Raw genomic sequence first — 22992 nt, 5'->3', positions numbered from 1 at the left:
TCGAATTGCGGAGGCCGCGGTGCGGCATCCGACACAACTCTCTTAAGGAAGACACATGGCTGGAAAGGCAACCGGCGATCGCCGCAAGCCGCGGAAGGGCGCGAAGAACGCCGCTCCCGCGAAGGCGATCCGCGTCGGCGTCATCGACTACAAGGACGTCGCGACGCTTCGCAAGTTCATCTCGGAGCGTGGAAAGATCCGCGCCCGTCGTATCACCGGAGTCTCGGTGCAGGAGCAGCGTCTGATCGCCAAGGCGATCAAGAACGCGCGTGAAATGGCGCTCCTGCCCTACGCCGGCGCTGGCCGTTAAGGGGCAACGACATGGCAAAGCTGATTCTCACGAACGAGGTCGCCGGGCTGGGTAGCGCCGGTGACGTCATCGAGGTCAAGAACGGGTACGCCCGCAACTACCTCATCCCCCAGGGCTTCGCGGTCTCCTGGACCCGCGGTGGCGAGAAGCAGGTGGCGTCGATCCGCGCCGCCCGCGAGTCGCGCGCGATCCACGACCACGAAGAGGCTGTGGCGCTCAAGAACACGCTCGAGTCGAACACCGTGAAGCTGGCCGTCACGGCCGGTGCCGAGGGACGTCTCTTCGGCTCGGTCAAGCCCGCCGATGTCGCCGACGCCGTCAAGGCTGCGGGTCTCGGTGACCTCGACAAGCGCAAGATCCACATCACCTCGCCGATCAAGGCCGTGGGCGAGCACGAGGCGACCGTTCGCCTCCGTGACGACCTCACCGCCGTCATCACGCTGCAGGTGGTCGCCGCCAAGTAATCCCGGCGACGCACGAACGGATGCCGCGGACCTTCGGGTTCGCGGCATCCGTCGTTTCAGGTCCGCCTCTATGCCAGTGACGTCGTGGGGTCAAGGTCTGCGCACCCGGTCGTCGCTCCGACTATCGTCGTGTCCACGGGATCGGAGGAGGACACCGCTGTGAGTGAGCCGGGCGAGCACGATCCGAGCGAGATCAGTTACGACGAGCAGCGGTACCCCGCGCGCCCGCGACGGCTTCGGCCGCGCGATCAGCTGCGCAGCGGCGCGCTGCGGCGGTTCGCCGCGGATCCGCGTACCGCGACCGCCACGAACCCCGCCTACGTCGAATGGCTCGTCCGCCAGTCGATGCTGAAGGATGCCGACGTGCTCGCGCGCCAGCTGTCGGGGCAGCCGTCGATGTGGCGCAATCCCTATGCGCGCCCGGACGCCCGTCGGGCCATCGAGACGACGGACGTGTGGTTCACGGCCTACCCGATCTCGCTCATCACGCGTCCCGGCGAGATGTTCCTCGACGCGCTCGGTCACGACGAGCTGTGGGCGGCCTTCGAGGCGATCGGCATCACCGGCGTCCACACCGGCCCCGTGAAGCGCGCGGGCGGCATCTCGGGCTGGTCGCAGACGCCGAGCGTGGACGGCCACTTCGACCGCATCAGCACGCAGATCGACCCGGAGTTCGGCGACGAGTCGGCGTTCCGCCGCCTCGCCGACGTCGCCGACGCGCACGGCGGCAGCGTCATCGACGACATCGTCCCCGGGCACACCGGCAAGGGTGCCGACTTCCGCCTGGCGGAGATGGCGTACAAGGACTATCCCGGGATCTACCACATGATCGAGATCCCGCCCGAGGACTGGAAGCTGCTGCCCGACGTCCCCGAGGGGCGCGATTCGGTCAACCTCGACGCCGACGGCGAGCGGGAACTCAGCGAGCGCGGCTACATCATCGGCGAGCTGCAGCGCGTGATCTTCTACACGCCGGGCGTGAAGGAGACGAACTGGAGCGCGACGGCTCCCGTCATCGGCACCGATGGCGTCGAGCGTCGCTGGGTATACCTGCACTACTTCAAGGAGGGCCAGCCGTCCATCAACTGGCTCGACCCGACGTTCTCGGGCATGCGGCTCGTCATCGGCGATGCCCTGCACTCGCTCGGCGACCTCGGCACGAGCGCCCTGCGACTGGACGCCAACGGCTTCCTCGGCGTCGAGAAGAGCGCGGAGGGCCTGCCGGCCTGGTCGGAGGGCCACCCGCTGTCGCAGGCGGCGAACCACATCATCGCGGGGATGGTCCGGAAGGTCGGCGGGTTCACGTTCCAGGAGCTGAACCTGACGATGGAGGACATCCGCGACACCGGCGCGGTGGGCGCCGACCTGTCTTACGACTTCGTGACCCGTCCCGGCTACCACCACGCCCTCGCGACCGGCGACACCGAGTTCCTCCGTCTCACCCTGATGACGTCGCTCGAGCTCGGCGTCGAGCCGGCTCAGCTCGTGCACGGCATGCAGAACCACGATGAGCTCACCTACGAGCTCGTGCACTGGGCCACGACGCATCGCGACGACGTCTATCCGTTCCGGCACGAGGAGATCACCGGAGGCGAGCTCGCACAGCTGGTGCGGGCTGAGCTGACGCAGGTGCTGACGGTCGACGCGGACTACAACCTCACGTTCACCCAGAACGGCATCGCCTGCACGACGGCATCCCTCATCGCCGCGACGCAGGGCAAGCAGCGCCTCGAGGACATCACGTCGGAGGACATGCCCGCGATCCGCGACGCCCACATCCTGCTGGCGAAGTACAACGCGTGGCAGCCGGGGGTCTTCGCGCTCTCGGGCTGGGACCTGACCGGCGCGCTCACCCTGCCGGCGGACGAGGTCCGCTCGCTCATCTCCTCGGGGGACACCCGCTGGATCGAGCGCGGCGCACACGACCTGCTCGACGTCGATCCCGACGCGACCCGGTCGGCTGCCGGAATGCCGCGGGCACGGGCGCTCTACGGCCCTCTTCCGGCACAGCTGGAGAACCCGGACTCGTTCGCCCGGCGCCTGAGCGGACTCCTCGATGTCCGGCGGGAGCACGGCATCGCGGTGGCGTCTCAGGTCGACGTGCCCGCCGTCGCGCACCCGAGCATGCTCGTCCTCGTGCACCGGCTCGATGGTGGCGACCGAACGCTGGCCGACGCGCCGATCCAGATCACGGTGCTGAACTTCTCGGCCGAGAGCATCGACGGCACGGTCCGCTCGGAGTGCCTGCTGCCGCGCAGCGAGGTCACCGACGCCGAGACCGGCGAGACCGTGGCGAGGGTGGACGACCTGCAGAGCTTCCCGCTCCGGCTCGGACCGTACCAGGGGCGCTTCCTGCTGCTGACCCCGCCCGACCCCGAGTCCGAGGCGCACCCGATCACCCGCACCATGCCGATCATCCGCCCCCAGGCCTGACCTCCGCGGACCTCGCCGGTCGTCGCCATCACGCCGTCCATCGGCGCGATCAGGCGACGGCCGGCGCGCGTATTCGTACGTGACGGCCGGCGGGTGTGCGGCACCGGCGATCCGCTGCCGCTGCGGCCGCAGGTGCTCGGCGATCGGCGCCAGGACAGGCGACGCGCCGCGCGTGAATTCTCATTTGACATCGGCGGACTTTTGCACATGTGTTCCACCGGATGCCGAACCTTCAAGCGCGACTTTAACCACATTCGCCATCCACAGGCTGTGGGAAGTAAAAGTCCTGACCAAGGCCGTTTACGTCGAGTTCGGAATGACGGTATTCCCAAGTTCTCCACAGGGACTGTTCACAGGGTGGACGGCGTTTTGCGCAATCTGTCCACAGAGTTATCCACAGGCCCGTTTGCAGGTGTCCGACCCCCTCCATAACGTTGCGGGTGGCCTTCCAGCGGGCCGGGGAAGAGGGGCTCGATGTCGATCGCGGATCTTTCGGACGACCGCATCGGCGGACGCCGCGAGCCGGAGCGCACCCCGCCCCACGACCTCCTCGCGGAGCAGAGCGCCCTCGGCGGCATGCTGCTGTCGAAGGACGCCGTTGCCGACGTGATCGAGACGCTCCGCGGTCCGGACTTCTACGTTCCCAAGCACGAGCTGATCTTCGAAGCGATCCTGACGCTGTACTCCCACGGCGAGCCGACCGACGTCGTCGCGGTCACGGACGAGCTGATCAAGACGGGCGACCTGCAGCGTTCCGGTGGCGCCGACTACCTGCACTCGCTCACCTCGATCGTCCCGACGGCGGCCAACGCCGGGTACTACGCGTCGATCGTCAGCGAACGGGCCCTGCTGCGTCGCCTCGTCGAGGCCGGCACCCGCATCGTCCAGATGGGCTACAACGGGCAGGGTGAGGCGCTCGACCTGGTCAACAACGCGCAGGCGGAGATCTACTCGGTCACCGGCGCGGAGCAGTCCGAGGACTACGTCCCGCTGCAGGTCGCGGTCGACGCCGCCGTCGAGGAGATCGAGGCGGCTCGAGGCCGTGACGGTCAGATGACCGGCATCCCGACGGGCTTCGCGGGCCTCGACCAGCTCACCAACGGTCTGCACGGCGGCCAGATGATCGTCGTCGCCGCCCGACCCGCCATGGGCAAGTCGACGCTCGCGCTCGACTTCGCGCGCGCCGCCGCGATCAAGCACAACCGCCCGACCGTCTTCTTCTCGCTCGAGATGGGGCGCAGCGAGATCGCCATGCGCCTCATGAGCGCCGAGGGCGCGGTGCCCCTGCAGAGCATGCGCAAGGGCATGCTCGACTCGCGGGACTGGACGACGATCGCCGCGACGCGTGGCCGCATCAACGACGCTCCGCTGTACATCGATGACAGCCCGAACATGACGCTCGTCGAGATCCGCGCGAAGTGCCGCCGCCTCAAGCAGCGGGTCGGCCTCGAGATGGTCGTGATCGACTACCTCCAGCTCATGACGAGCGGCAAGCGCGTCGAGTCGCGTCAGCAGGAGGTGTCGGAGTTCTCGCGTGCGCTCAAGCTGCTCGCGAAGGAGATCGGCGTCCCGGTCATCGCGCTGTCGCAGCTGAACCGTGGTCCCGAGCAGCGCGCGGACAAGAAGCCGGCGATCAGCGACCTGCGTGAATCGGGATCGATCGAGCAGGATGCCGACATGGTCATCCTGCTGCACCGCGAGTCCGCGTACGAGAAGGACAGCCCGCGCGCGGGTGAGGCCGACCTGATCGTGGCGAAGCACCGAAACGGTCCCACCGACACCGTGACCGTCGCGTTCCAGGGTCACTTCTCCCGCTTCACCGACATGGCCGTGGGGATGGACTGACCTTTTCGTGAAGTGTAGGTATTTTCTTGAAATGTCCATTTCGCGTGCGAAATGTCCACGCGTCGTCCATATGGACATTTCGGCGATTGAAGCCTGTGGGTGTGGCCTCCACGCCGAGACGGCGTCGACCACAGGTGGGGGACGAGCGCTTCGCCTTCGGGCCAGTTGGTGAAGATGGGCCTCGTTCCTAGGAACTCATCAAGGAGGGCGCTCGCGTGCGCGTTCAGGGCACGGTCAACGGGCGTCGAGTTGGACAGGCTTAACGCGCACCGCTCGTCGACGCCGCATCTCCTGCATGGCACGCTGGGCGACCGGTATCCGAGCATGCATGAGCGCGTCAGACGCGCTCGATATTGCTCAAGAGTTTGCGACACCGCTCCCTGTCGCCGCTGCGCTCGCAGCACTCGCAACTCTGCTCGGCAAGTGGCGGTACACGAGGTAGTCGTAAAGGCAGAGGCACTTGCCCCACTGCGCGGCCTGCAACGAGTTGCCTTCCATGGCTTCGTCGCGCGTACCCAATAGGAACTTTCGCAAGTCCTCTGCCTGAATTCGGTTGAGGTCCATGTGAGCGGCGGCGAACAGGACTTCATCTGTGGTCCTTGTTGATACCAACGTCTTGAAGTCACCGGCTTCCGCGACGTGCTCTGCGGCTCGTCGAATGTAGCTCCCCGGGGACCGCAAGGGTGAGGTGGCCGCAGCCACTCGATCGCGAACCGGTTTTGGGACTGTCACATCGTCGCGGATGGTGCCGTCGTCGTTGAGCATGCCTGCGCCTCGCAGGTAACGGTAGATCGGAGTGTTGGCACGGTTGCGGAGGTGACGTGGCAGCGCCCCCGTCACGATGGCGGCCATCGATTCTTTGTCATCGAAGGGAAGGAATGGTTGCAGAAGGTCAGTCTGCAACTCCTGACGCTCGATACCAACGATCCCCTGCTGCGCCAGACGATTCTTCACGCCGACGCCGATGACCACGTCGACCTGCGACGTGTCGGTGTCTGCATCGAGGTCGGACACGTAAAGCGTCCCTGTCGGCTTACTCGTCTGCACGAGTTCGTATACCTGTTCCTTTAGTTGGCGGAGGAACTTGACGGGGAAGCGCCGCCGGAGGCTGCCGAGTGCTGTGAATAGCTCTTCGAAGTCACGCACGGTCGCCCGCAGCATGGGAATGGCCATGCCGTCCGCGGCGAAGGGGCTCGAGATGAGGGCAGGCTCGGGCGCGTTCGGATCCCACTGTACGAAGATAAGCCGGTCTTGCAGCTTGCTCAGGTTTTCAGTTGTTAGGACGTGCGCGATGTTCGTGAGCACTCGCTGCACGTCCGTGTCAGTGAGCGAATATCCAATGAAGATGACTGGATGCTCGACGAAGGTCGTCAGCAGTTTCGCGGCGAGGTAAACGTTGCGCTCATCAAGACGGGCGTAGTCCTCTGCAGTGATCACGATCGACTCTGGGTCGTCGCAGCTCCCGTGGATCTTGTAGATCTCGCCCACACCCTGCGGTTCGTGGAAGAGCAACTCATCCTGGCCCGAGAAGACCGAATACTCCTCGAATAGTGTCTCAAGCAGGGGATCGAAGTTCGTCGTGATGATTCCCTCGATCGTCGCCTTCTTCAGCAGCTCGAGCTCATCGCGAAGGGGTCCATCGGCGGGCAGACGTGAAGGCGCCTGCGCAAAGTAGGAGGAGATCTCGATCTTCAGGGGAGAGGAATCGCCTCGCGGTGCTGGGTTGGCCGTACGACTGTGGGCGTACGCCGCGTCGTCCCACCACACGTCGTGGAAGTCCTCGGCAATGAGCGACGCGATCTGAGGGTAGTTGCCGCTTGCCTTTGAGTAGTAGCGCTCGTAGGGCTTTCCTGTCAGGTCCGCGAAGCGCCGTAGGAGATCGCCCCAATCGTCGGCATTCACATACCGTCGCGAGAATCCGCTCCCAACAAACAGAAAGGGCGCCGCGGGAACGCGCGAAAGGTGTGCAACGAGATCGTCGGCGAAGGCCATGTCACACATCTTGTCAGGGGTTCGGGGCGCGACGACGACGGGACGCCCTCGCCGCACCCTGCAGCATGTCGCCGGTGCAGGTGGCACGCGTTCTCCGCTCGCCCTCCTCTTCCGATGCACGTAGCGGAGGGTCCCACGAACATCGCCCGATTGCGGATCGCCCGTGACACATCGAGTGCCGAGCGGCGTATGGTGTGCACCTTGCAGACTTCGACTCCGTGACGAGAACAGAAAGAACGGCTTGAATGGCGATACCTCATGACCACTACATCAGCCGGGTACACATGCGCCAGTGGGCAATCGATAATCGAGTCACGGTCTTGAGGCGCGGGGGGAGCAAGCCCAAGGTCTTAGATGTCGGCAAGGCAATTGCTGCGGAGCAAGGGCTCAACAACCCCCTCCTCGAGGCGGCCTACGGAAAAGTGGAGAACAGCTTTGCAAGAGCGCTGCCTCAACTGATTGGCGCGGCCGGTCCACCGACGGATGATGACTGGCGTGCCGTCCGGGAGTACGCCGTGCTTATGCACGACCGGTACCCCGCGCTGCGAGGGTCGGCCATGGCAAAGAATGGGCTTCCTGGTGGAAACGCGATGATGGTGCCGAACCCAGCGCACTGGGGCGACTCGGACGGAGCACTTGATGCTCTCTCGAATCTTGCGACTGTGATGGACCGTGAGCAACTTAAGGAGGCGCGACTGCAATTCCTGCCAATATCCGCGCGGTTGTTACCCCCACAAATGCAGGTCCTGCACGTGGGGCCACTGTTGCTAGGGGACGCCGGTGTCCACGCCATCTCGCTGCATCCCGACGCTGAGACGCTGCGATCCTACGTAGCGATGCCAGTGTCTTGTGACGCACTGATCGTGTTTGGACGTCAACTGCCGGATGACGAAGAAGCAATCCAGATTGGGCAGATTCTCCGGATGAAGGTGGCGATGGAGTCGACCGTCGTCGTCGATACCCCGGAGGCGCCCATCATCGAAGGATTCGTGGCCGAGATGTGGTCTGGTCAGCCCGCGCCCAGCGGAACGGGCCTACCCAGCTCAATCGACGTCTGGACCCGGTTCGAGCACATCCCTGATTCTCGGGCGAGACAAGACTGACGGAGCGGCGATACGCCGAGAGGGTCCCAACGGGCACACTCCGATACAGCGCAGGCCAATGTATATCACCGGTGGTGCCGGTGTGGGCCGCGCAGTACTTCCGAGGCTCACCCTGGATGTGTTGCGGATCCTCCGTGATTGCAGAGGATCCGATGTGCAGTAGCTCCGTCTCACGATCCCCATCAGGCCACACGCATCGTCTTTTGCCCCGCTGCACGTGCGATGCCCGCGATCGTGAGCACCGGCCAACGGACCGTTGGCTCGTAACCGCGGGTGTTACTGGAGGCAGCGACTTCCGATGTGGACAACGGCGAGACCGGTCGCGGCGCTGAGCGCGAACCAGAAGGAGGCGACTTCAGTCCCAAAGTGCTCCGAGTAGGCCGAGCCGATCAACACAGCACACGATCCAACAACGGTGTGTGCCGGTAGCGACGGACGTGCTCGATGCTGAAACGCGCGGTAGAGTCCGAATAGCCGACTCTCGCTGATCAGTAAGGGGCACTTAGACAATGTCTGCATCTCTGTTCGAACTGCTCGCGGTCGATCCCCAGCGCCCAGAACCTGAGCCCCGTCCTCGACCGAAGCCCTCCACCTTGACGGCGACGATTGAAACCTCTGACCACGGCTTCGGGTACGGCACCACGCTCTTCTCTGGCCTCCGCAGTTGATGCCCGATCAGGTCGAGGCGCGCTCGCTCTTTTCGGGGCTCGCGCGCACGCAGAGAGCAGCGGCCCCGGATGGGCGCTACACCGCCACTCTCACCGAGTCCATCGAGACCTCCGACACCGATGACTCGGTCAAGCACGTCCTCTTGACCGAACGCCCGGCAGGTTGACTGGCCACGCTCCGCTCATAGTGGGCCATAGGAGCGATCCGCATGTTGGGGCGGTCGTGGAAGCGCTAATCGATCACGACGTTGAGCCCATAGTCGTCGATCTCGAGTCGATAGCGGACGGAGGCCTGTCGATAAGCAATGACGCTCGAACCGTCAGGGTCGAGGGCCGTTCGGTCGATTTCGGCCAGGCGCGCGCCGGGTGGATACGACGAGTCCATCGCGCAGATTGGGGGCTCGCGGTTGCTACCGGTTCGCTAGAAGCGCTCGAACTTGGAACGTGGTACTCGGCATTCTCGTGGCTTATCGATTCGGCCAAATTCAACTGGATCACAGCGCCGCGCGCGCTCAGCCTCGCCGAGTCGAAGCTGACGCAGTGGACGACCGCGGTAGAGCTAGGCATCCCGCACCCCCGCACGCTGCTCACATCAAGCTGGGAAGAAGTTGCGCGTTCGTTCGACGACGAGATCGTTGTGAAGCCGCTCGGCAGTGGCCAGTTTTTGGCGGGCGGACAAACCCACACGGTCTACGCCGAAGCGATGATGCCCAACGATGATCGATTACACGCACTGACACTGGCGCCGTTCATTGTCCAAGAGCGCCTGCACGCCTCGCGGCACCTCCGTGTCGTGACGGTAGCGGATCGGGTTTGGGTTGGGGCACTGAACGTCGAGAGGACGGCGCCGGTCGACTGGCGAGAAGTCTTAGTCAATCATTCGGCGTTCGAAGAAGTGCAAGACGTGCCACACCTCGTCCAGGACGGCTCTGTCGCGATCGCGAAAAGGCTCGGCCTCGGCTACTCAAGTCAAGACTGGGTCGAGACTAAGGACGGCCAAGCCACCCTCCTGGATGTGAACCCCGCCGGGCAATGGCTCTTCCTGCCCGAGACCATAGGCGCAGCGGTGGCCAGTGCGATCGCGCAACAATTGGTGCAGCTGCAATGACGGAAGAGCTCCGCTTCGAAGTTCGCATGGTCCTGAGTGCAGTAGCTGGACTCTTTCTGGGCAGAAAAGTCCTGGTACCGCAGGCGGCGCCGCCCGATCAAGGGTGGGTCGAGCGCGCACACAAGCGGAACCTTGCAATCGCTCGGGATCTACTGCGCGAAAGACTGAAGTTCGAGTCAGATGGCATTGAATCTGTCCGGCGGCGCTCGGAGTTTGCACTCACCGCAATCATCGCGGTCGCGGGGCTCAGCGCTGGGGGGTTCGAACGTCTATGGAAGGTTTCTGAGCAATCGCCCTGGCCGCTCGTATTGTGCGCGGTGGGAATCGCGACCACGGCATTCTCGGTCCTCATCTTCGGAGGCGTGGCGGTGTCGAAGAAAGTGCTGGGCACTGTTGAGCCGAAGAGTTTCGCGGAGCTCAAAGACGCGCAGCGCGAGGAGCTTCGCCAGTATCTATCAGCGATCGAAGTGACGTCACAAACACGGCGAGCGTTAGTCACGGTGTTCCGCGACGGTTTTCTGATCGCGCTGCTAGGCCTCGCAGTGCTCGCAGCAGCTCATGCCGTCTCGTGGATCATCCCCCTCCAAGATCCCGTCGCGCCGGTCGTGGTTAACATCTTCGCCGCTTGCGCACCGCTGGGCGGACAATCTCTTTCGTAACCTCCGGGGCTCGATCTCCGCGTGGTCCGCGCTACCCGCGGACCATCCCTGGTTCTAGAGCCGCGCGTACATGGTCGAGAACTGGTTCGCGACGAGCTGGCTCGAGTGTTCGAGGTCAGCGGAGTCGTAGGTCCGGTACATCCGCCGGAAGGATGTCCGTGAGTGCGACGCCCAGCACCTGCGACATCGCCCGCAGGGTGCGGATCGTCGGGTTCGCCGGCGTCCCCGGCTTCGACTCGCCCTTCTCGTACTTCTGGTACGTATAGCGCGTCAGCCCCGAGCGGTAGGCGACGTCCTCCTGGCTGAGTCTCGCCTCGGCGCGAAGGCGGCGGAGGTTGGTGGCGAGCTCAGCGGCGTAGTCGGTCCAGGCCTCGTCTTCGGGTCTGGTGCGCTTCGCCACCAGCCCAGCGTTCCGACTAGGCCATGAAGGTACGGCCTAGTCGGTATGGCATCCTGCTTGTGCGCGAGGGTTGTCTCGTTCGGTTAGATAGCTGCCGACAGCGGGTCGGTGTCCCCAGGCGATGCCTGAGCCTTCGCGCGCGCAACAGCAGCCGCCTCTCGTCTCTGCTGAATCTCGCCGACGGGGGTCGGAGGGCGGTTTCTCAGCAATCCATCGATCTGCTGTGACCAAGCAGCGATCGGGCACGAGACGTGAACTACGGCTACGTCGGCAAAAAGCCCTTGTCCGCGTTGAGTCACGAGGCTCACCACTTCCCCCGCAGGCGTCACCGTCACGACATCGGCACCATCCCACCACAGCACTGCGTTGGCGAGGTCGGAGTCCCAGTCGTCTCGGAGGACTTCGCTTGCTTTCTCGAGCACCCCGAGGGGACAACCGGCATCTCGCAGTGTGCGGATGGTGCGTACCATCACGATGTCTCGTGTGGACCAGTACTGGGTGGCGCGACGCCGACCGCCCGAGTCGGCGAGGCTCGGCTGGCACAACCCACGCGCTACCCAGCTCGCCAGCGTTGAGGCCGGAACGCCGCACAGCGCGACAACCTCGGGGGTCGCCATACCTCGCTGGTCACCGGCCATTCCTCGACTCTAGGACGCGCTAACAGCAATCACCAGGTTTGCGTTTAGCCATGGGATCCTTGAGTCGTGCCCAGCGATCGCTTCGATCTGGCGAACGGGACCAGGTCAGGTTATGGTTGGTCGCACCGCGGCCGCGGGAGAAGCGCGACATGATAGGCATGTCGTACCCTCTCGCAAGGATGACACGCAGGATCGCGAGATAGTGTCGGACCTACTGTGGGACCACTGTTACAGATGGGGTTGAAGTGGCAGATGTCATTGAGGCGCTCGACGCCCGACAGCTTCTAGACGAGATTCACCATGGCGCGGACGAAGTTGGAACCGAGGCCTTGGTTGAGGAGCTTGTCGAGACCAGGAATCTCACCTTCGAGGATGCTCGTCGAGTCCTCTACGGCCTCATCGACGCACAGAAGCTGGCACTCACACCGCGTTACACGGTCCGAGTTCCTTGACCGCTTCGTTCGGTGCGGACGACAAGCGTCGGTCGGGTCGGAGCGAGATAGATCCATCTCACCGCAGTCCATCTCATCGGGACCGCGATCGAGTCCTCTACAGCGAGTCGTTCCGCAGGTTGGGCGGCGTAACGCAGGTCGCTCTTGGTCGGCCTGAACTGATCCTCCACAACCGGCTGACGCACAGTCTGAAGGTGGAGCAGGTAGGACTCTCCATCGTTTCGAAGTTGTCTCATGAGGGCAGCGACAGTGGCCTCGATCCGAGTGCGATCGCCGCTGCCTGCCTATCTCATGACCTCGGGCACCCTCCTTTCGGGCATGCCGCCGAGGCGGAGTTGAATACGTTGCTCACATGCTCGTCGCACCGAAAGGCTGCGCGCCCGTATTCGCAGCGCGTCACTAGCCCCTGTACGAAATGCAGGCTCGAAGACGGCTTCGAAGGTAATGCTCAGTCGTTTCGGATTCTGACGCGGTTGGCAACCCACCGTGGCGCGGATTCGCCCGGTCTAGATCTGACATACCGGAGTCTTCGAGCTGTGACGAAGTATCCGTGGCTGCGCGGGGAGAATCTCACCAAGCCCCGCAAGTGGGGTGCGTACGACTGCGACGCCGAGGTCCTCTTCGAGGTAACAGGACAGGACCCGGAGGTCGCATACGCCGATGACCCAATCGCGCAGTCGCTGGATGCGCAAGTGATGGACTGGGCCGACGACATCTCGTACGCAGTGCATGACATCGAGGACTTCTATCGGTCGGGCCACATACCCTTGGCGGACTACAAGCCAAAGTCGGACACACTCAAGCGCTTCATCGAGTATGCGTCGAAGCCGGAGGCGCTCGGGCCGCTCGAGGACGACATCGTTAGCGCCTTTGAAAACCTCCTTACATTCATGCCCAAGACGGCCTACGCCGGAACCGATGAAGATCACGCCGTCCTCGACATGGTGCGAAGCACAATGCTCACGCAGTTCATCGATGCGACAAGCGTTTCCGAGGACGGGCTCGATCGTGAACAGGTTCAGGACAAGCTGAACGCGCTTGTTAAGCAACTCATTTGGTTCCACGTGATCGATGGGCCCCGTCTAGCGAGTATTCAGATCGGCCAGCAGCGCATCGTTCGAGAGCTCTTTGAAGTACTAGAGCCGGTCGCACTCACTGCCTATCGTGTCGACGATGGCGATCACCCGGATGAGCAACTTGTGCGTCGGCTGCCGTACAACCTGCGGGTCTACATCGACCGCACTCGCGCCAATCCCGGCGCGACGTACAAATTGCGCGAATGCGTGTACCGAGGGCTCACGGACTTCATCTCCTCGCTGAGTGACGAGGATGCCTACTACCAGCACTCGGTACTGGTTGGGCGCCCGTCCCATGGCCATCTCTAAGGGCTAGGAGCGGATGCGAGCGGCTCTCCTATAGCTGCTCAGAAACATGCCAGGGGGTCGTCGTTAGGGACGTTCGAGGTCGAACTGGACAAGTCGAGTTCGCGACAGCGCTGGGCGACACGGACATCTAGGTCGTCGCACCTCGGAACTGCTAGGGCGGCGTGGACATCTCCAAGCGGTTCCTACATGAAGTCCCGCTGAGCATGTCCGATTCCGAGATCACATGTCCCGGAGGGTCTTCTTGGGCTCTTGCAGTTGCGGGCGGATCAGATCAGGTTGTCGCTGCGGAGCCACTGCTCGACTGTGGCTGACGTGCCGCTGTCGCGGACGTCTTCCCCACGGACGGCGAAACCGTCGTGGAGCGTGGCCCCGGTGTTCAGTTCACGGTAGAAAGACTCGGTGTTGCCAAGGCCGCTGACGGCGTACGTGACGAACGGGTAGACGTCCTTGCCTGTGAGGTCCGCGCGTTCGGCGAAGGTCGCCATGATCATCGGCGGCTGCTCGTTCCAGATCGGGCTGCCGATCAGGACCCGGTCGTACGGGCTCAGGTCGGGAAGGGCGTCTGCGATCGCGGGGCGGGCGTCGCTGTTCTGCTCATCGACGTTGCGGGCGACGGTGGGGTCGTAGCGATCCGAGTACGCCTCGGCGGCCTCGATTCGGAACACGTCGCAGTCGATCTGGTCGCGGATCAGATTCCCGAGGATCTCGGTGTTGCCGACGTCGAGGGTGCGGCGGCCGCCGTTCCAGTAGTTCTCTCCGGGGCGGGAAAAAAAGACCAGCAACGTCGCTACCGGGCTGCTGGGCGCGGGGGTGGCGGGCGTGGTCACGGGGCGGCCTCCGGTCTCGGGGGTGGTGCAGGCGGCCAGCAGCCCTGCCGCGGCGGCGCTGATGGCGCCGGCCGCGGCGGTTCGCAGGAGTTGCCTGCGGGTGGGCTGCGGGACGGGCATGCTCACGATTCGGCGCGGCCGGTGAGCCAGCGGACCATGTCGGGGTCGACGTGGGAGAAGAACTGCGACTTGCCCGCCTCGAGCTCGGCGATCTTCGCCATCTGCTCGTCGGTGAGCTCGAAGTCGAGGACGTCGAGGTTCTGCTGCATGCGCTGGGGCTTGACAGACTTGGACACGACGACGACACCGCGCTGGACCAGCCAGCGGAGAACGACCTGTGCGACGGACCTGCCGTGCGCGTCACCGATCTCTGTCAGGATCGGGTTGGAGAACAGATCGTTCTTGCCCTCAGCGAATGGCGCCCACGCTTCGAGCTGCACGCCCTCGGCGTGCAGCAGTTCCTGGTAGTCGACCTGCTGATGGAACGGGTTCGTCTCCATTTGGTTCACCGCGGGCACGACGTCGGCGAACGCGATGAGGTCCACCAGACGGTCAGGGGCGAAGTTGGAGACACCGATCGCCCGGAGCCGGCCGTCCTTGTGGGCCTGCTCGAGCGCACGCCACTCGCCGTAGTAGTCGCCAAACGGCTGGTGGATCAGGTACAGGTCGAGGTAGTCCAAGCCGAGCTTCTGCAGAGACGTGGTGATCGCTTCGCGGGCACCTTCCTCGCCGCGGCGCTGAATCCACAGCTTCGAGGTGATGAACAGTTCCTCGCGGGGCACGCCGCTGGCGGCGATGCCGCGGCCGACGGCTTCCTCGTTGCCGTAGGAGGCTGCGGTGTCGATGAGGCGGTAGCCGGCCTTGATCGCGTCGGTGACGGCCTGCTCCGTCTCGTCGGCGGGGATCTGGAACACGCCGAAGCCGAGCTGCGGCATCGTCGCGCCTGTGTTCAGGGTGACGGTGGGGATGGTGCTCATTGAGCGTTCCTTCCAAGAAGCGAAAGCGGTGGCAATCTGCCGGTGTTCCCATGGAACAGCGGTCTCTCGATATGGAACAGGCAGTGGCGTTAGGTGTACTGGCAGTGTCTGGTTCCCCGCGCCGGCCCCGACCTACGCTTACCGCCATGGACACCGGAACCGAAGCGAGCGACTTCCTTCGCACCCGTCGCGACCGCGTCACGCCGGAAGCGGCTGGGCTCACCGTCTCAACGACCGGTCGGCGCGTGAAGGGCCTGCGACGTGAGGAGGTCGCCACCCTGGCCGGGGTCAGCGCCGAGTACTACAACCGGATGGAACGCGGCAGGCTCGCCGGCGTCTCCGAATCCGTCCTCTACGCCGTCGCACGAGCGCTGCAGCTCGACGGATCGGAAGAGCAGCATTTGTTCGACCTTGCCCGGGCCGCGAACGCCGAGCACGCCCTGACGCGACCCGCGCCCAAGCGCGCCTCCGCCCGGTTCCGTGCCAGCAACCGGGTGCAGCGCATCCTCGAGGGAATGAACGGGCTGCCCGCGTACGCCCGGAACGGCCGCACCGACATCATCGCGATGAACCAGCTCGGCGCCGCCCTCATGCCGGGCCTGGTCCCCAACGGCAACGAACCGGCGAACCTCGCCCGGTACCTCTTCCTCGACCCGTCATCGCAGGAGTTCTACGCCGACTGGGAGCGAGTCGCCCGCGACATGGTCGCGGCGTTCCGCATAGAAGCCGGCCGCACCCCCTTCGACCGGTCCCTCACCGACCTCATCGGTGAGCTCACCACCCGTAGCGACCCGTTCCGTACCTGGTGGTCCTCCCACAACGTGCGCCTGCACACCAGCGCCACGAAGACGCTGCACAACCCCACGGTTGGAGAAATCGAGGTCACCGGGGAAGCGCTCACCCTCGCCAGCGAACCGGACATCACGATCATCACCTACGTCACCGAGCCCGCCTCGGTCTCCGAAGAACGTCTCCGAGTCCTCGCCAGCTGGGCTGCCAGCAACGGCCCGACCACGGCACCCACCAAGACCCAGTAGCCGCGGCGCTCACCCCCCGTGTCACTGCACCCGCTCGACACTCCAGCCGCACCGGCCGACGTCGTCGTGCCCATCGAAAGGATCGACCCGTGAAGTACACCCGCCTCGGTAACTCCGGCCTCAAGGTCAGCCGCATCGCGCTCGGCTGCATGAGCTTCGGTGACCCCTCCAGCGGCCACCTACAGTGGTCCCTCCCCAAAGATGACGCGCTGCCGTACTTCCGACAGGCCCTCGACCTCGGCATCACCTTCTGGGACACCGCCAACGTCTACTCCTACGGCGACTCCGAGCGCATCGTCGGTGAGGCACTCCGGCAGTTCACCAACCGCGACGAGATCGTCCTCGCCACCAAGGCCCACTTCTCCGACAAGCCCGGCACCGGTCCCGGCCTGAGCGTAGCCGGCCTGTCGCGGAAGGCGATCATGCAGCAGATCGACGCATCCCTGACCCGCCTCGGCACCGACTACGTCGACCTCTACCAGATCCACCGCTTCGACCCCGAGACTCCGATCGAGGAGACGATGGAAGCACTCCACGACGTCGTGAAGGCCGGTAAGGCCCGTTACCTCGGCGCGTCCGCGATGTGGACGTGGCAGTTCGCCAACATGCAGCACGCCGCGGACCTGCACGGCTGGACCCGATTCGTGTCCATGCAGGACCAGTACTCCCTCCTCTACCGCGAAGAAGAGCGCGAGATGTTCGGCCTGCTTGCCGACCAGGGCGTCGGCAGCATCCCCTACAGCCCGCTCGCCAAGGGCCGCGTCGCCCGCCCCGCCGGAGAACAGACCCAACGTTCCTCCGACGATCCCGTGGGCAACAGCTTCTTCGCCGACACCGAACGCGACCGCCCCGTCATCGACGCCGTGCAGCGCATCGCAGAGACACGCGGCGTCCCGATGGCGCAGATCGCGATGGCCTGGGTGCTCAGCAACCCCGTCGTCACCGCCCCCATCATCGGCGCGACCAAGCCCTGCCACATCGACGACGCAGCCGCAGCCCTCGACATCGACCTCACCCACGACGAGCACACCGCACTCACCGAGCACTACACAGTCCGCGAGGCCGGCGGCTTCTGACGACAACGCAACATCACTGTGGGCTGCTGACGACGCGCGTCGATCCTCACGGCCACGACGACAACTGAGGCCTGTGCGATGTGGGACACTTCTCCTCGGAATCCCACCTGCCGATCGCGGACACGCAGGGCCGTACAACCCGTCCAGCCGGGACATTTGTCTGCGGGATTCACATGACCTTCGGCGACCCGCGGGTGTAGCTTGCGCGGTATGGGCAGGCTGATCTACTTCATGGTCACGTCGCTCGACGGCTATGCCACCGGGCCGGACGGGCAGTCCGACTGGGGCATCGATCGCGAGACGCACGACTTCGCCACCGAGCAGTCGGCGGGGATCGGCACGTACCTGTACGGCCGTCGCATGTACGAGACGATGGTCTGCTGGGAGACCGCCCACCTCGATCCCGAGCAGGACCCGTCCGCGCTCGCCTACGCGGACGTGTGGCGAGCGGCCGAGAAGGTCGTGTTCTCCCGCACACTCGACGCCGTCGCCAGCGAGCGGACCCGTCTCGTGCGCGACTTCGACCCCATCGACATCGCTCGCATGAAGGCCGAGTCCGACGCCGACCTGTCGATCGACGGCCCCACCCTGGCCGCGCAGGCGATCCGGGCCGGACTCGTTGACGAATACCGGATGCTGGTCGCTCCCGTCGTCGCGGGCGGCGGCATCCGTTTCCTCCCCGACGGCGTCGGGCTCGACCTGGACCTCCGCGATGAGCGCCGCTTCGGGAACGGGATGGTCTTCCTGAGCTACGGCGTCCGCGGACCGGACCAGCCCTAGAACGGCGGCGGGTCTTCGGCGGCCGTGAAGACGAGGGTGCGCGCCGGACGATCCGGATGGACGCGGCCGGTCGGCGCGGTCCATTCGAGCGTCCCGTCGGGGAGCTGTCTCACCCGCCAGGCGGAATGATGCTTCAGCGTGTGATGTCGCCGGCAGAGGTGCGCGAGATTCGTGACCGCCGTCTCGCCGTCATCGGCGGCGGCCACCGTATGGTCGATGTCGCACCGCCGCGTGGGCATGCGGCAGCCGGGGAATCTGCAGTGCTCATCGCGCGCCCGCAGCATCCGTCTCTGCTGATCACTCGGCCGGTACCGATCGACCGCGAGCACGGCGCCGCTCAAGGGGTGCGTGAAGAGTCGATCCCAACCGGATGCCGCGCCGCAGAGCAGCCGCGCCGTCGCCGCATCGATCGGCACCCGCCCGAAGAGCTCTCCGTGCGTCTCGCCGCCGATGAGGGCGGCAGCCGGGACGACGACCTGGACGTGCGCACGGATCGCCTCGCCTTCCGGAACCGATCCTGCACTGGTCGCGGCATCGGGATGGCCGGTGAGGGCGAGATCCGCGAAGACGTCGGCGCGGATCTCGCCGATCGTGCGGGTGTCGGTGTGCTCCTCATCCGCACCCGCCGCGGGCCGAGCGTCCCGCACCGCTTTGGCCATCTCACCGACGCGGTCGCGGATGCCGTGGGCCAGAAGCGACGGCAGCAGTGCCGTCAGCTCGCTCATGCCGTCGTCGACGTCGCGCACCCAGACGTCCCGGTGGCTGCGGGCTTCGCGGTGTCGTTCCGTGAAGGGGCGCAGATGGAAGCTCTGCGCGAGCGCCCGCACGGCGGGTCGGGTGCGGCCCGGAGTCTCGCGCCGGGCGACGGCGAGGGCCGCTTCCTCGAAGGCTGCTCGCGCGTCGGCGTCGGTGATGCGATGCCCCTCCGCCACGATCGCCCGCACGTGGCTCTGCGAGATCTCGCCTGCGGCGAGGGCCGCGAGGGTCGCCGGCATCAGCCGGTTCGCGAGGGCGGCATCGGCCATCTGCGCGCCGACCGTGCGGTCGGCCGTCCGCGTCGCGGCGGCGATCTGGGCCGCCATCGACCGAAGCGGGAGGTCCCGTCCGGCGTCGCCCGCAGACGACATGTCCTCGATCTGATCGACGGCGATCTCGTACGCCGCGGCCAGGAGCTGCGATTCGGTTGCCTGCAGCCTCGCCATGGTCCGCCGTGTCTCGGCGACGGCCGTCACGAGCGCGTCGATGCGCGGATCCGACCCGCCCGCAGCGCCGCCGGGTGCCCGGTGGGGAAGGGGAGGAACGGCTTCGTCCATACCCCTATTCTGACCACCCCCTCCGACATCGCGCCGGGCCCGGCGACAGGCGGAAACGTCCGCTATTCGCAGCCGACGCCGTCTCCGTCGCCGTCGAAGCGCGACGAGTATCCGGGGTCCGTCGACAGGATCGGCGCCGCGCCGGCGGCCCGCACCTCGGTGCAGTTCGCGTAACCCGCGGACCCGTCCGGTCCGGGTGCCGCCGGCGGGTGCCCCGGCGCTGCTGCCGCGTCCGCACGCACCGAGGTGAGCGCGGGCGCCGTGGGGCATCCCTCGAGCACTCTCGCCATGGCGTCCCGCTCGGCCGACGTGACCCACAGCTCGTAGGCGGCCTTCACCGAGACCTGCCGCGCGACATACTCGCAGCGGAACGTCCTGTTGCTCGGCAGCCAGGTGGCTGCGTCGCCATCGCCCTTCTGCGCGTTGGCCGGACCGTCGACGGCGAGGAGGTTGAGGGGATCATTGGCGAAGGCCTCGCGCTGGACCGCGGTGAGCTGCTGCGCGCCCTTCTGCCACGCATCCGACAGCGCCACGACATGGTCGATCTGCACAAGCTCGGACGTGCCCTGCCCGCGCCGGAAGGCGATGGTCTCACCCGTGAACGGGTCGTCGAGGACGCCGCTGCGGACCCTGCATCGGCCCTCGCGCACCACGTCGGTCAGATCGCGCGCCAGGATGTCGTTCCGGGTGTCGCATCCGTTGCGGTCGACGTCCCGCCACCGCTGGCCGAACTCGTCCCGGTCGTAGCCGGTCCTCGGTGCCCGCCCTCTCACCTCGAGCGTCCCGAGCGTTGCCAGCGCGGTACCCGCCTGCGGCGAGGCCGTCCGCGTGGGTGATGCGGATGCTGCGGGCTCAGACGCCGTCGCGTCGTCCGGTCGAGCGGTCGGCGAGCTCGGCGGCGGGGGCGGCGTCGGCGCGACCGTCGGGGTCGCCGCCTCGGACTGCGGCCCGGCGGGGTCGAGTGCCGTGGCGAGGCTCCCCGCGATCAGCAGCCCCGCGATGAGCGTCGTCCACACGGCCGTCTTCGCCGGGAAGCGTCGCCGCCTCGGTGCGCGCGCTCGCGTCGCTCGGTGCCCCATGTCATCCCCCTCGAGCCGGTGGCGGTCCTGGTCGGGCGCCATCACGACTCTCCCCGTGCCGACCAGCGACTCTAACCCGCCGAGGCCGGCACCTCCCGCCCCGCCGTCGCCGTCGGGCGGATACTGGGAGCATGTCCGACACCCCGGGTCCTCTCGACGATGAGCTGACGGATGCCATCCGTGACCTGCTGGCCGCGCGTGCGGTCACCTCGACGATCTGCCCCTCCGAGGCCGCTCGTCGGGTCGGCGGCGACGATTGGCGCGATCTCATGGAACCCGCCCGACGTGCCGCTGGGCGCATGGTCGACGCCGGCGAGGTCGAGGTCACGCAGGGCGGTGCCGTCGTCGACCCGGCGACGGCGCGCGGGCCGATCCGCATCCGCCGCGTCCGCTGACGGACGCGCTCAGGTGCCGCAGTAGCTGGTGAACGCCCCGAACTCCGGCGGTGCGGATGCGGCGTACCGCTCGAAGCCGGGCCGCTCCTCGAACGGCGAGGTGATCGCCGTCAGCAGGTCGTGGACGGGCGCGAGGTCGCCGGCGCCTGCCGACGCGAGCGCCTCCTCCACGAGGTGGTTGCGGGGGATGTACACCGGATTCGTCCGGTCCATAAGCGCGGCATCCGGTCCGAGGGCCGACCAGCGCTCGACCCACCGGCGCAGGCGCTCGACGTCGGCGAAGAGCGCCTCAGCGGCATCCGTCTCCCCTCGTGCGTGCGCAGCGAGGGCGCGGAACGACGCCGTGTAGTCCGCGCCGGTGTCGCGCAGCAGCCCGTGCAGCTCGGTCGCGAGCGGCAGGAGGTCGTCCTCGGCGACACCCTCCGCGAGCCCGAGCTTCGCCCGCATGCCGCCCGTCCAGGTGCGGTTGTATCGCGTCGCGAACCCGCCGAGGGCGTCCTGGGCGAGCGACACCCCCTCGTCGGGGTCATCGGCGAGCAGCGGCAGCAGCGCCTCCGCGAGACGCGCGAGGTTCCACTGCGCCGCGTGGGGCTGGTTGCCGTACGCGTAGCGACCGCCGGTGTCGATCGAGCTGAAGACCGCTCTCGCGTCGAACGACTCCAGGAACGCGCACGGGCCGTAGTCGATCGTCTCGCCCGAGATGGTCATGTTGTCGGTGTTCATCACACCGTGGACGAAGCCGACCAGCATCCATCTCGCGACGAGGGATGCCTGGCGGTCGATCACCGCCTCGAAGAACCGCAGATAGGGAGCGTCCGTCGTAGCGAGGTCGGGATCGTGGCGGGCGATGGCGTGATCGGCCAGCCGGCGCAGCAGATCGACGTCGCCCGTGTTGCGGGCGTACTCGAACGAGCCGACGCGCAGGTGGCTGCTCGCGACCCGCGTGAGGACCGCGCCGGGAAGGGCGGTCTCGCGGTACACCGGGCGCCCCGTGGCCACGACCGCGAGCGACCGCGTCGTCGGGATCCCGAGGGCGTGCATCGCCTCGCTGACCAGGTACTCCCGCAGCATCGGACCGAGAGCGGCGAAGCCGTCGCCGGCACGGGCGAACGGCGTCGGACCGGAGCCCTTGAGATGGATGTCGCGGAGCTCTCCGCGCCGATCCGCGACCTCGCCGAGCAGCAGTGCGCGCCCGTCCCCGAGCCGCGGCGAGTAGCCGCCGAACTGGTGACCGGCGTACGCCTGCGCCACCGGCGCGGCAGAGGCGGCCGTCGTGTCGCCCGTCAGCAGGCGCACACCCTCCGGCCCGCGGAGCGCGTCGGCGTCCAGGCCGAGATCGGTCGCGAGGCTCTCGTTCAGGATGATCAGCTGCGGGTCGGGCGCGGGCGCGGCATCCCACCGGACCGCCATCTCGGAAAGATCCCGCGCGAACCGGCTGTCCAGGGACACGATCGACTGCGTACCCGCCTTCATGCGACCAGGCTAAGCCCGCCACGACGCCCGAGGGCCGTCCAGCCGACCGTCAAGGGGCTCCCGCAGATCCGCCGCGTCGCCTTGGCTGGGACCGTGCAGACTTTCGTCCCCTTCCCCGACTTCGCCCGCAGCGCGGCGGTGCTGGACGCTCGTCGCCTCGGCAAGCAGCGGGTCGAGACCCTGCAGGTCATGCGCGCGCTCACGATCCCTGACTACGGCTGGCGGCACCACCCGGCGGTGGCGATGTGGCGCGGGTACCGTCCGGCTCTCATGGTCTACCAGGACGCGTTCGTCGATGAGTGGGTTCGTCGCGGCTTCGCCGACACGACGCGCGCCTCGACGCTCGCGGCGCTCGACGAGTTCCCCGAGGACGGCGCGGTCTACCGCTCCGGAGACGTGCCCGCGCCGCCCTGGCTGGGCCGGGCGGACGTCCACCGCTCGCACCGGTCGAATCTGCTCCGCAAGGACCTCGAGTTCTACCGGGATCAGGGCTTCGACGACCCCGACGACCTGCCCTACGTCTGGCCGGTCGCGAAGGGCGCCGCCTGACCCGGCTACCGGGGCCCGGCTACCGGGGC

The 22992-nt window shown here is 66.4% G+C and carries 22 protein-coding genes; 14 read left to right on the top strand and 8 right to left on the bottom strand.

All coding sequences use genetic code 11. From position 1 onward, the window contains the following. Window positions 1–55: 55 nt before the first annotated feature. The 4 genes from rpsR (at window position 56) to dnaB (ending at window position 5052) form a co-directional block, all read left to right on the top strand. Complete coding sequence (gene rpsR, locus AB3M83_RS01470) at window positions 56–310, top strand: 30S ribosomal protein S18 (RefSeq protein ID WP_005054609.1); 255 nt, start codon at window positions 56–58, stop codon at window positions 308–310. 11 nt (window positions 311–321) lie between these two features. Further along, complete coding sequence (gene rplI / locus AB3M83_RS01465) at window positions 322–774, top strand: 50S ribosomal protein L9 (protein WP_412944599.1); 453 nt, start codon at window positions 322–324, stop codon at window positions 772–774. Between the two features lie 129 nt (window positions 775–903). After that, window positions 904–3207: a maltose alpha-D-glucosyltransferase gene (gene treS, locus AB3M83_RS01460; RefSeq protein WP_412944597.1), complete on the top strand. Its 2304-nt coding sequence runs from the start codon at window positions 904–906 to the stop codon at window positions 3205–3207. A 474-nt stretch (window positions 3208–3681) separates the two neighbouring features. Continuing rightward, window positions 3682–5052, top strand: a complete 1371-nt coding sequence (dnaB, locus tag AB3M83_RS01455; RefSeq protein WP_412944595.1) for a replicative DNA helicase — start codon at window positions 3682–3684, stop codon at window positions 5050–5052. A gap of 357 nt (window positions 5053–5409) precedes the next feature. Here the strand turns inward: dnaB and AB3M83_RS01450 are convergent, their stop codons facing one another. Next, the gene (locus AB3M83_RS01450) at window positions 5410–7044 is read right to left on the bottom strand and encodes an SIR2 family protein (protein ID WP_412944593.1); all 1635 of its coding nucleotides are present in this window, start codon (window positions 7042–7044) and stop codon (window positions 5410–5412) included. A gap of 245 nt (window positions 7045–7289) precedes the next feature. Here AB3M83_RS01450 and AB3M83_RS01445 point away from each other — a divergent pair, with 245 nt between their 5' ends. The 3 genes from AB3M83_RS01445 to AB3M83_RS01435 all read left to right on the top strand — a co-directional run bounded on the left by AB3M83_RS01445 (window position 7290) and on the right by AB3M83_RS01435 (window position 10582). Further along, a complete protein-coding gene (locus AB3M83_RS01445) occupies window positions 7290–8147 on the top strand; it encodes a DUF4238 domain-containing protein (RefSeq protein WP_412944592.1) in 858 nt (285 codons plus the stop codon). Window positions 8148–9038: 891 nt separating this feature from the next. Next, window positions 9039–9923 (top strand): ATP-grasp domain-containing protein, encoded by an 885-nt coding sequence (locus AB3M83_RS01440; RefSeq protein ID WP_412944591.1) that lies wholly within the window; start codon window positions 9039–9041, stop codon window positions 9921–9923. After that, complete coding sequence (locus AB3M83_RS01435; protein ID WP_412944590.1) at window positions 9920–10582, top strand: hypothetical protein; 663 nt, start codon at window positions 9920–9922, stop codon at window positions 10580–10582. Before AB3M83_RS01440 ends, AB3M83_RS01435 begins: the two co-directional genes overlap by 4 nt. Before the next feature lie 115 nt (window positions 10583–10697). On the opposite strand, the gene AB3M83_RS01430 is transcribed toward AB3M83_RS01435, so the two are convergent. Together AB3M83_RS01430 and AB3M83_RS01425 are read right to left on the bottom strand one after the other, a co-directional pair. Continuing rightward, a complete protein-coding gene (locus AB3M83_RS01430) occupies window positions 10698–10982 on the bottom strand; it encodes a helix-turn-helix transcriptional regulator (protein ID WP_412944589.1) in 285 nt (94 codons plus the stop codon). A gap of 83 nt (window positions 10983–11065) precedes the next feature. Then, window positions 11066–11620: a MerR family transcriptional regulator gene (locus AB3M83_RS01425; RefSeq protein WP_412944588.1), complete on the bottom strand. Its 555-nt coding sequence runs from the start codon at window positions 11618–11620 to the stop codon at window positions 11066–11068. Window positions 11621–11865: 245 nt separating this feature from the next. Here AB3M83_RS01425 and AB3M83_RS01420 point away from each other — a divergent pair, with 245 nt between their 5' ends. After that, entirely contained in the window at window positions 11866–12072 is a 207-nt protein-coding gene (locus tag AB3M83_RS01420) for a hypothetical protein (RefSeq protein WP_412944587.1), read from the top strand. Then, window positions 12069–13457 (top strand): deoxyguanosinetriphosphate triphosphohydrolase family protein, encoded by a 1389-nt coding sequence (locus tag AB3M83_RS01415; RefSeq protein ID WP_412944586.1) that lies wholly within the window; start codon window positions 12069–12071, stop codon window positions 13455–13457. The genes AB3M83_RS01420 and AB3M83_RS01415 overlap by 4 nt, the downstream gene beginning before the upstream one ends. A gap of 266 nt (window positions 13458–13723) precedes the next feature. Here AB3M83_RS01415 and AB3M83_RS01410 read toward each other — a convergent pair whose 3' ends face one another. Next, window positions 13724–14404, bottom strand: coding sequence for a flavodoxin (locus AB3M83_RS01410; RefSeq protein WP_412944585.1), 681 nt, complete (start codon window positions 14402–14404; stop codon window positions 13724–13726). Between the two features lie 2 nt (window positions 14405–14406). Next, entirely contained in the window at window positions 14407–15261 is an 855-nt protein-coding gene (locus tag AB3M83_RS01405; RefSeq protein ID WP_412944584.1) for an aldo/keto reductase, read from the bottom strand. A 146-nt stretch (window positions 15262–15407) separates the two neighbouring features. Here AB3M83_RS01405 and AB3M83_RS01400 point away from each other — a divergent pair, with 146 nt between their 5' ends. The 3 genes from AB3M83_RS01400 (at window position 15408) to AB3M83_RS01390 (ending at window position 18154) form a co-directional block, all read left to right on the top strand. Further along, window positions 15408–16298 (top strand): helix-turn-helix domain-containing protein, encoded by an 891-nt coding sequence (locus tag AB3M83_RS01400; protein ID WP_412944583.1) that lies wholly within the window; start codon window positions 15408–15410, stop codon window positions 16296–16298. An 89-nt stretch (window positions 16299–16387) separates the two neighbouring features. Next, the gene (locus AB3M83_RS01395) at window positions 16388–17374 is read left to right on the top strand and encodes an aldo/keto reductase (RefSeq protein ID WP_412944582.1); all 987 of its coding nucleotides are present in this window, start codon (window positions 16388–16390) and stop codon (window positions 17372–17374) included. Window positions 17375–17584: 210 nt separating this feature from the next. Then, entirely contained in the window at window positions 17585–18154 is a 570-nt protein-coding gene (locus tag AB3M83_RS01390; protein ID WP_412944581.1) for a dihydrofolate reductase family protein, read from the top strand. On the opposite strand, the gene AB3M83_RS01385 is transcribed toward AB3M83_RS01390, so the two are convergent. After that, window positions 18151–19467, bottom strand: a complete 1317-nt coding sequence (locus AB3M83_RS01385) for an HNH endonuclease signature motif containing protein (protein ID WP_412944580.1) — start codon at window positions 19465–19467, stop codon at window positions 18151–18153. The two genes, AB3M83_RS01390 and AB3M83_RS01385, sit on opposite strands and share 4 nt — an antisense overlap. A 62-nt stretch (window positions 19468–19529) precedes the next feature. Next, on the bottom strand, window positions 19530–20546 hold the full coding sequence (locus AB3M83_RS01380; protein WP_412944579.1) for a GmrSD restriction endonuclease domain-containing protein: 1017 nt from the start codon (window positions 20544–20546) through the stop codon (window positions 19530–19532). 131 nt (window positions 20547–20677) lie between these two features. Between AB3M83_RS01380 and AB3M83_RS01375 the strand changes: the two genes are divergently transcribed. After that, window positions 20678–20941 (top strand): DUF3253 domain-containing protein, encoded by a 264-nt coding sequence (locus AB3M83_RS01375; RefSeq protein WP_412944578.1) that lies wholly within the window; start codon window positions 20678–20680, stop codon window positions 20939–20941. Between the two features lie 9 nt (window positions 20942–20950). Here the strand turns inward: AB3M83_RS01375 and AB3M83_RS01370 are convergent, their stop codons facing one another. Then, complete coding sequence (locus tag AB3M83_RS01370) at window positions 20951–22414, bottom strand: protein adenylyltransferase SelO (RefSeq protein ID WP_412944577.1); 1464 nt, start codon at window positions 22412–22414, stop codon at window positions 20951–20953. Between the two features lie 93 nt (window positions 22415–22507). Between AB3M83_RS01370 and AB3M83_RS01365 the strand changes: the two genes are divergently transcribed. Beyond that, window positions 22508–22963 (top strand): MSMEG_6728 family protein, encoded by a 456-nt coding sequence (locus AB3M83_RS01365; protein WP_412944576.1) that lies wholly within the window; start codon window positions 22508–22510, stop codon window positions 22961–22963. The last annotated feature ends 29 nt before the right edge of the window (window positions 22964–22992 follow it).

It is taken from the genome of Microbacterium pasadenense (genome assembly GCF_047246565.1).
Classification (GTDB): domain Bacteria; phylum Actinomycetota; class Actinomycetes; order Actinomycetales; family Microbacteriaceae; genus Microbacterium.
The sequence above is the reverse complement of the archived record's forward strand: the minus strand, read 5'-3'. Positions and strand labels throughout refer to the sequence as shown.